Source organism: Streptomyces sparsus, assembly GCF_054776295.1.
Window position 1 is genome coordinate 1 of sequence record NZ_BAAHCA010000193.1, and the last position, 6,824, is coordinate 6,824.

6 protein-coding genes are annotated in these 6,824 nt (G+C 70.7%); 4 read left to right on the top strand and 2 right to left on the bottom strand.

Annotated features, from left to right (window positions below):
* Both ACYVE9_RS11760 and ligD read right to left on the bottom strand, forming a co-directional pair.
* Window positions 1-1,144, bottom strand: a 1,144-nt coding sequence (locus tag ACYVE9_RS11760) for a cysteine desulfurase family protein (protein ID WP_461027737.1), incomplete at its 3' end; no start/stop codon positions are given.
* A gap of 134 nt (window positions 1,145-1,278) precedes the next feature.
* Window positions 1,279-2,169, bottom strand: a complete 891-nt coding sequence (gene ligD, locus ACYVE9_RS11765; RefSeq protein WP_461027738.1) for a non-homologous end-joining DNA ligase — start codon at window positions 2,167-2,169, stop codon at window positions 1,279-1,281.
* Window positions 2,170-2,231: 62 nt separating this feature from the next.
* On the opposite strand from ligD, the gene ku reads away from it, so the two are divergent.
* From ku to ACYVE9_RS11785, 4 genes are all read left to right on the top strand, one after another.
* Window positions 2,232-3,494, top strand: a complete 1,263-nt coding sequence (gene ku / locus ACYVE9_RS11770; RefSeq protein ID WP_461027739.1) for a non-homologous end joining protein Ku — start codon at window positions 2,232-2,234, stop codon at window positions 3,492-3,494.
* 104 nt (window positions 3,495-3,598) lie between these two features.
* The gene (locus ACYVE9_RS11775) at window positions 3,599-3,958 is read left to right on the top strand and encodes a DUF2511 domain-containing protein (protein WP_461027740.1); all 360 of its coding nucleotides are present in this window, start codon (window positions 3,599-3,601) and stop codon (window positions 3,956-3,958) included.
* Between the two features lie 294 nt (window positions 3,959-4,252).
* A complete protein-coding gene (thrS, locus tag ACYVE9_RS11780; protein WP_461027742.1) occupies window positions 4,253-5,494 on the top strand; it encodes a threonine--tRNA ligase in 1,242 nt (413 codons plus the stop codon).
* Window positions 5,495-6,219: 725 nt separating this feature from the next.
* Window positions 6,220-6,666, top strand: a complete 447-nt coding sequence (locus tag ACYVE9_RS11785; protein WP_461027741.1) for a hypothetical protein — start codon at window positions 6,220-6,222, stop codon at window positions 6,664-6,666.
* Window positions 6,667-6,824: the final 158 nt, after the last annotated feature.

Consider the following 6,824-nt stretch of genomic DNA (forward strand, 5'->3'; position numbering starts at 1 on the left):
GCTCGACGGCCGGGCCGATGGCCGCCGCCACCGCCGCCACGTCCGCCCTGGTCGACGTGTGCCCGAGCGAGAACCGCAGCGTGCCCCGGGCCAGGTCCGGGTCGGCGCCGGTCGCCAGCACCACGTGACTGGGCTGGGCGACGCCCGCGGTGCAGGCCGAACCGGTGGAGCACTCGATGCCCTGGGCGTCCAGCAGCAGCAGCAGCGAGTCGCCCTCGCAGCCGGGGAACGCGAAGTGCGCGTTGGCGGGCAGCCGTCCGTCCGGGTCCGGATCACCGCCCAGCACGGCGTCGGGCACCGCGGCACGCACCTCGGCGACCAACAGGTCGCGCAGCGCGCCCACTTCCTTCGCGAACCGCTCCTGCCGGGCGGCGGCGTGCTCGGCGGCCACGGCGAAGGCCGCGACGGCCGGCACGTCCAGCGTGCCGGAGCGCACGTCCCGTTCCTGCCCACCGCCGTGCAGCAGCGGGACGGGGGACTGGTCGCGACCGAGCAGCAGCGCGCCGATGCCGTACGGGCCACCGATCTTGTGCCCGCTGACCGTCATCGCGGCCAGCCCGGAGGCGGCGAAGTCCACCGCTGCCTGCCCGACTGCCTGTACCGCGTCCGAGTGCATCGGAATGTCGAACTCGCCCGCGATCCGCGCCAGTTCGGCCACCGGCTGGAGGGTGCCGATCTCGTTGTTGGCCCACATGACGCTGATCAGCGCGATGTCGTCCGGGTCGCGTTCGACAGCCGCCCGCAGCGACCCGGCGTGCACGCGGCCGTGCCCGTCGACCGGCAACCACTCGACCCGGGCGCCCTCGTGGTCGGCCAGCCAGTGCACGGCGTCCAGCACCGCGTGGTGCTCGACGGGGCTGGCCAGCACCCGGGTGCGGGCCGGATCCGCGGCCCGTCTGGCCCAGTACAGGCCCTTCACCGCGAGGTTGTCCGATTCGGTGCCCCCCGCGGTGAAGACGACCTCACTGGGTCGGGCGCCGAGCGAGGCGGCCAGCCGCTCGCGGGCCTCCTCGACGGTACGGCGGGCCCGCCGGCCGGCCGCGTGCAGCGAGGACGCGTTTCCGGTGACGGCGAGCTGGGCGGTCATCTCCCGCACCGCCTCCGGAAGCATGGGGGTGGTGGCGGCGTGATCGAGGTAGGCCATGGTGGCGACCAGTCTACGAGCCCCCCGCGAATGCCCCGAGGGCGCACACCGGTCGCACACCACCCGCGCGCAGGCGCCTGGGCGCGCTTGGGGGCGGGACGCTCGGGCGCGCCGGGCTTGGGGCCAGACCGGCGCTACTCGCCGCCAGGCAGGGGGCGGGCGGCGTCCGGGTCGGCGAGGACGGCCAGCAGGTCCCCGTGCCGCTCCAGGCGGCGGGGGACGTCGTGGATGTCGAAGGCCAGTTGCGCCGCGTCCGTGCAGCTCTCCACCTCGTCCCAGGTGACGGGCGCGGAGACCGACGGAGTGCGGCGCGCCCGGGCTGTGTACGGCGTGGCGGTGGTCTTGGCCGCGTTGTTCTGGCTGTGGTCGATGAAGACCTTTCCCGGGCGCAGCGCGCGCTCCATGCGGTGCACGGCCAGGCCGGCCAGTTCCCGTTCGGCCTCGGCGGCCAGCGCCTTGGCGTAACCGGTGACCTCGGTGGACGGCACCGGCAGCAGCGGCACCAGCAGGTGCAGGCCCTTGGACCCGGACGTCTTGGGATGGGCGGTCAACCCGTCGTCGGCCAGCCGTTCGCGCAGCCAGCGGGCCACGGTGCAGCACTGCACGATGTCCGCGGGCGGCCCCGGATCCAGGTCGAAGACCATGCGGTCCGCCTGCTCCGGGGCGTCGGCCCGCCACTGCGGCGTGTGCAGTTCCGTCACCAGGTTCGCCGCCCACATCAGGGACGGCAGGTCCTCGATCACGATCTGCCGGGCCCACGTGCGGCTAGACCGCGGCACCTCCGCCGTCGTCACCCAGTCGGGTGTGCCCGGTGGCACGTTCTTCGCGAAGAACGTGCCACCGTCCGGGCCGTCGGGATAGCGCAGGAAGCTGACCGGGCGCCCGGCCAGCTGCGGCAGCAGCACCGGGGCGCAGGCCGCGTAGTAGTGCAGCAGCTCTCCCTTGGTGGTGCCGTCCGGGTAGAGGACCTTGTCCAGATTGCTGAGGGACAGTTTTCGGCCCTCCACGATCGTGATCGGCGGCATACCCTGAGAATCGCACGAAACAGTGGCAAAGGGCGACAGAAGCCAACGGCGGAGGTGTTCCCGTGCGATCCATCTGGAAAGGGGCCATCTCCTTCGGCCTGGTCAGCATCCCCATCCAGTTGTACGGCGCCACCGAGAACCACAGCGTCAGCTTCCGGCAGATCCACACCAAGGACGGCTGCGGCGGACGCATCCGCTACCGCAAGGTGTGCGAGGTCGAGAACGTGGAGGTGCCGTCGGACGAGATCGGCAAGGGCTTCACCGACAACACCGGGGAGACGGTGCTGCTCACCGACGCCGACCTCGCGTCCCTGCCGCTGCCGACAGCCAGGACCATCGAGATCCTCACCTTCATCCCGGCCTCCGAGATCGACCCCATCCACCTGGACCGCGCCTACTACCTCGGCGCCGAGACCGCCGCGGCTGCCAAGCCGTACGTGCTGCTCCGCGAAGCCCTGGAGCACACGGGCAAGGCGGCCGTCGCCAGGTTCGCCCTGCGCGGCCGGGAATCACTCGGCCTGCTGCGTGTCGTCGACGACACGCTCGTGCTGCACTCGATGCTGTGGCCCGACGAGGTCCGACCGGCCACAGGACTGGCACCCTCGTCGGACGTCACCGTGCGCGAAGCCGAACTCGGCCTCGCCGAAACGCTGATGGACTCGCTGGGCGACCTGGACTGGAGCGAGCTGCACGACGAGTACCGGGAGGCCGTCGAGGAGTTGGTCGCCGCGAAGCTGGAGGGCCGCACACCCGAGGAGTCGCCGCAGCCGTCCACCGGCGGCAAGGTCATCGACCTGATGGCCGCACTGGAGAACAGCGTCGCAGCCGCCCGCCAGGCCCGGGAGGGTGACGGCGACGAAGCCACCGTCACCCCGATCCTCGCCCAGGGGCGACGGTCGAAGCCGGCCCCGGAGTCCGGAGGAGCGGACACCCAGGAAGCCGGAGAGGCCGAGGGCGCGGAGGACGGGTCGCGGAAGTCAACAGCGAGGAAGACCGCCGCCAAGGACACCAAGAAGACCGCTGCGAAGAAGACGGCGACGAAGACCGGTACGCGGTCCGCCCCGAAGAAGGCTGCCGCGAAGGCGACAACCGCGCGGAAGGCCGCCCCGGCGAAGAAGTCGGCTCCCGCCAAGTCGGCCGCGAAGAAGGCGGCTTCGGCCACCACCGGGCGCTCCGCGACGGGGGCCGGCCGAAAGGCGGCGACCCGGGCGACCGAGCAGGGCGCCAAGAAGAGCAGCAAGCCGGCAGCGCGAACAGGCCGCGACACTTCGGCGAAGAAGACGGCCGACACGCGGAAACCGGGCTCCGGCCGGAAGGCTTCCTGACCGGAACGGGCAACGGCCGGACACCTTCCCGCCCCCTCCGAGCGGCAGATCACAGAAGCATCACGGTGGCGGTTTCTCGCCGCCTTCTGCACCAACCTGTGCTCATGACAAGACGCCAGGTAGCCCCGCTGCTCGCCGCTCTGCTGCTCGCCGCGCTGACCGCGTGCGCCGACGGCGAGGCCGGCGCCGAGCCCCCTGCGGCGGATGTCGACACGAAGGCGACCAGCGAGATCACTCGCGCGGACGTCGATCCGTGGCCCTTCACCGTCGACGCCGGCACCCTCGCCTGCGACCAGGGGAAGATCACGTTCGAAGCGGACGGCACCGAGTACGGCCTGACGGGTTCCGCGCAGAGCAAGTACGCCAAGCCGGACGCCATCTGGGCCGACGACCCGGACGTCCCCGGTGTGAAGACCAGCCTCGGCTCCGTCATCAAGGCAGGCATGGAGCTCTGCAAGGAGTGACCCCGCGCCGAGCGACCCCCGAGCCCTGAGCCCGGCCCTCCCGGCGCGCGTGGGGACTCTGGCCCACCTGCTGCGGAGCCGGGCCGGGTTGTGTGCCCGAGAAAAGACCGACCGGAGACCGGGGCCCCTGCTACGGTGATCGGCATGAAGCGCGCTGCTATGACGACGACGCCGGAGAGTGTCCCGGCGCGCTGACAGACGACCTGATCCGAAGCCCCGGGGCAAGTGCCCCGGGGCTTCGTCATAGGGCCGGTCACTTGCTCCGCACCCAGCAAGGAGACCGCAATGACCACCGTGCACGACCACCGCAAGCTCGGCCGTGAACTGGGCCTGTTCGGCACTGATCCACTGATCGGCGCCGGCCTGCCGTACTGGCTGCCCGACGGAGCGGCTGTGCGGCACACCCTGGAGGAGTACATCCGTGCAGCCGAGCGGCGGGCGGGCTACCAGCATGTTTACTCGCCAGTGCTCGGCAAGCGGGAGCTGTACGAGATCTCGGGGCACTGGGCGCACTACAGCGACGACATGTTCCCTGCGATGACCCTCGGCGGCGAGCAGGTCGTCCTGCGGCCGAGCTTGTGTCCTCACCATGCGGTGATCTACCGTTCCCGCTCCCACAGCTACCGCGATCTGCCGTTGCGCATGGCCGAACTCGGAGGCATGTACCGCTCCGAACTCTCCGGCGTGCTCGGAGGGCTGACCCGTGTCCGGGCCATCCAGCTCAACGACGCGCACATCTTCTGCACCCTGGGCCAAGTCGCCGAGGAGGCCCAGGCAGCACTGGGGATGATCCGCCGGGCCTACGAGGCGCTCAGCATCACCGCGACCCGTTACCGACTCTCCCTTCCCGGGCCCGGCGGCAAGTACGTCGCCGCACCCGAGAAGTGGCAACGATCCACTGCCCTGCTGACCGACGTCCTCGACAACTCCGGCCTGTCCTACGAAGTGGCTGAAGGGGAGGCCGCGTTCTACGGCCCCAAGGTCGACGTCCAGGTCACCGACGGGGCCGGCCGGGAGTCCACCCTGTCCACCGTCCAGGTCGATTTCCATCAGCCCGAACAGTTCGACCTGAACTACATCGGCGCGGACGGGGCCAAGCACCGGCCGGTCATGGTCCACCGCAGCATCATCGGCAGTGTGGAGCGAGCCGTCGCCCATCTCATCGAACAGCACGGCGGTGCTTTCCCCGCCTGGCTCGCCCCCACTCAACTGGTGCTTCTCCCGATCTCCGACACCGAAATGCCGAACGCCGCGGCGCTCGCCCAACGCTGCACCGACCTCGGATTGCGTGCCGAGATCGCCGGCCCGGAGCGCGGAAGTCTGGGTGCACGCATCCGAGAAGCCCGCCTGGTTCCCTACCAAGCCGTCATCGGCGCCAAGGAAGCCGCTGATCATCTCCTCGCACTGCGACTGCGGGACGGACGCCGACTCAACCCGCAGCCGGCCAGTGAAGTTTTGACTCGCATCACCACCCTCATCGATGCCCATCGCACCGAACTGTGGGACTGCGCGACCAGTTCACAGCAGAGGATGTGAACATCAACGTCTCCCGAAGGCAGAGGGAGGAGTCCCGCGCTTCTCCCTCTGCCGCTTGGATGACGTGTGTGCACCACGCGACCGACCTGGTCAAGGCGGTACGCGCCGCTCAGTCCGCCGCAAACCAGGCGCGGGTGCGGTTCTCGGCCAGGTCGGCCTTGCCGGGCAGAGTGGCCATACGCGCGCCCCGACGCCGCGCCGGCCCGCCAGGCCGAGTCCGCGTACTCCGTCCTCATGGGCCTCGAACGCGGCGGCTGAACGGGTCCGTTCGCCGGTGGCCCTGGCCGGTACTCGCTTGGCCTCGCTGGGCGCATCGGGTCCGCGTTCCCAAGTCCCGGTCGGTGGAGGGAAAGCGGCCGGGCCCATCTCACGATCCCGCGTTCGCCCGTTCGTCACCGGCCGCTGCTCGAATCCGTCAGCGAGGGGGCCCGCCACCCGGCGGAAGCCTTCGCGGGAGCTTTCCGCGCTGCTCGGGTGCGGCTGTGGGCCGGGAGCGGCGGACTCTCGCGGCGCGAGGGCCCCGCCACCCCGCACGCGCTTCGGCCATGTATGGCTTGAAATGGCAGCAGCCGCAGAGGTTGACGAGTGTCATGCCCATGCTTACCTTCACAGTGTTACCGCCGGTAAGTAGCCGGCACCGTGCACGAGAACTCATGGAGGCCCCCCACATGCCCCGTCTCTCTCGTCTCCCCCTGTCCGTTCCCACGAAGGCCGCAGGTGTGCTCGTGAGCGCGCTGACCGTGGCCGCCCTGACGACCAGCCCTGCCAGTGCCGCCGCCCAGGGACACGTCGACGGCTCCATCGGAACGGGCACCTCGTCGTGCAGCTGGACCAACGGCGTCACCAGCGACACAGCGCCCAACACCCTCACGGTGGATCGCTCCACCGTCAACACGCCTGGCGGCAACCTGAGTTGCTCCGGTATCAGCGGAGTGCTGAACAACGACCCGACCGTGTCGTTCAACGACGCCGCCGGTACGGCCACCGCCGACATGCTGGACGTCTCGGTCACAGTGTTCGGCATCACCTGCCGCTACCAGGCGGTGGGCCTCACGGCGCAGCGAGACGGCGACAGCCGCAACTACGCGGCAACCACCGACGTGCCGCTGCACCAGGGCGGTTTCCTCTGCCCGAACCCGGTGTCGATCAACACCACGTTCAACTTCCGCTGATCCGGACCGCCCCGGCGGATCCCTGATCCCTCTGCCCCGCCGGTCTCGTGCACGACCGCCCCGCCGCAGTCGCACTCCGGGGGCGTCGTCGCTGCGGAGACCGGCGGGGACAGGGGGTTCCGCGGCCCTACTGCGAGCGGGGCGTGACGACGCCCCGC

Excerpts from the sequence above, each read along its gene's own strand:
- ligD (WP_461027738.1), bottom strand. The coding sequence starts at position 2,169 with ATGCCGCCGATCACGATCGTGGAGGGCCGAAAACTGTCCCTCAGCAAT.
- ACYVE9_RS11775 (WP_461027740.1), top strand. The coding sequence starts at position 3,599 with ATGACAAGACGCCAGGTAGCCCCGCTGCTCGCCGCTCTGCTGCTCGCC.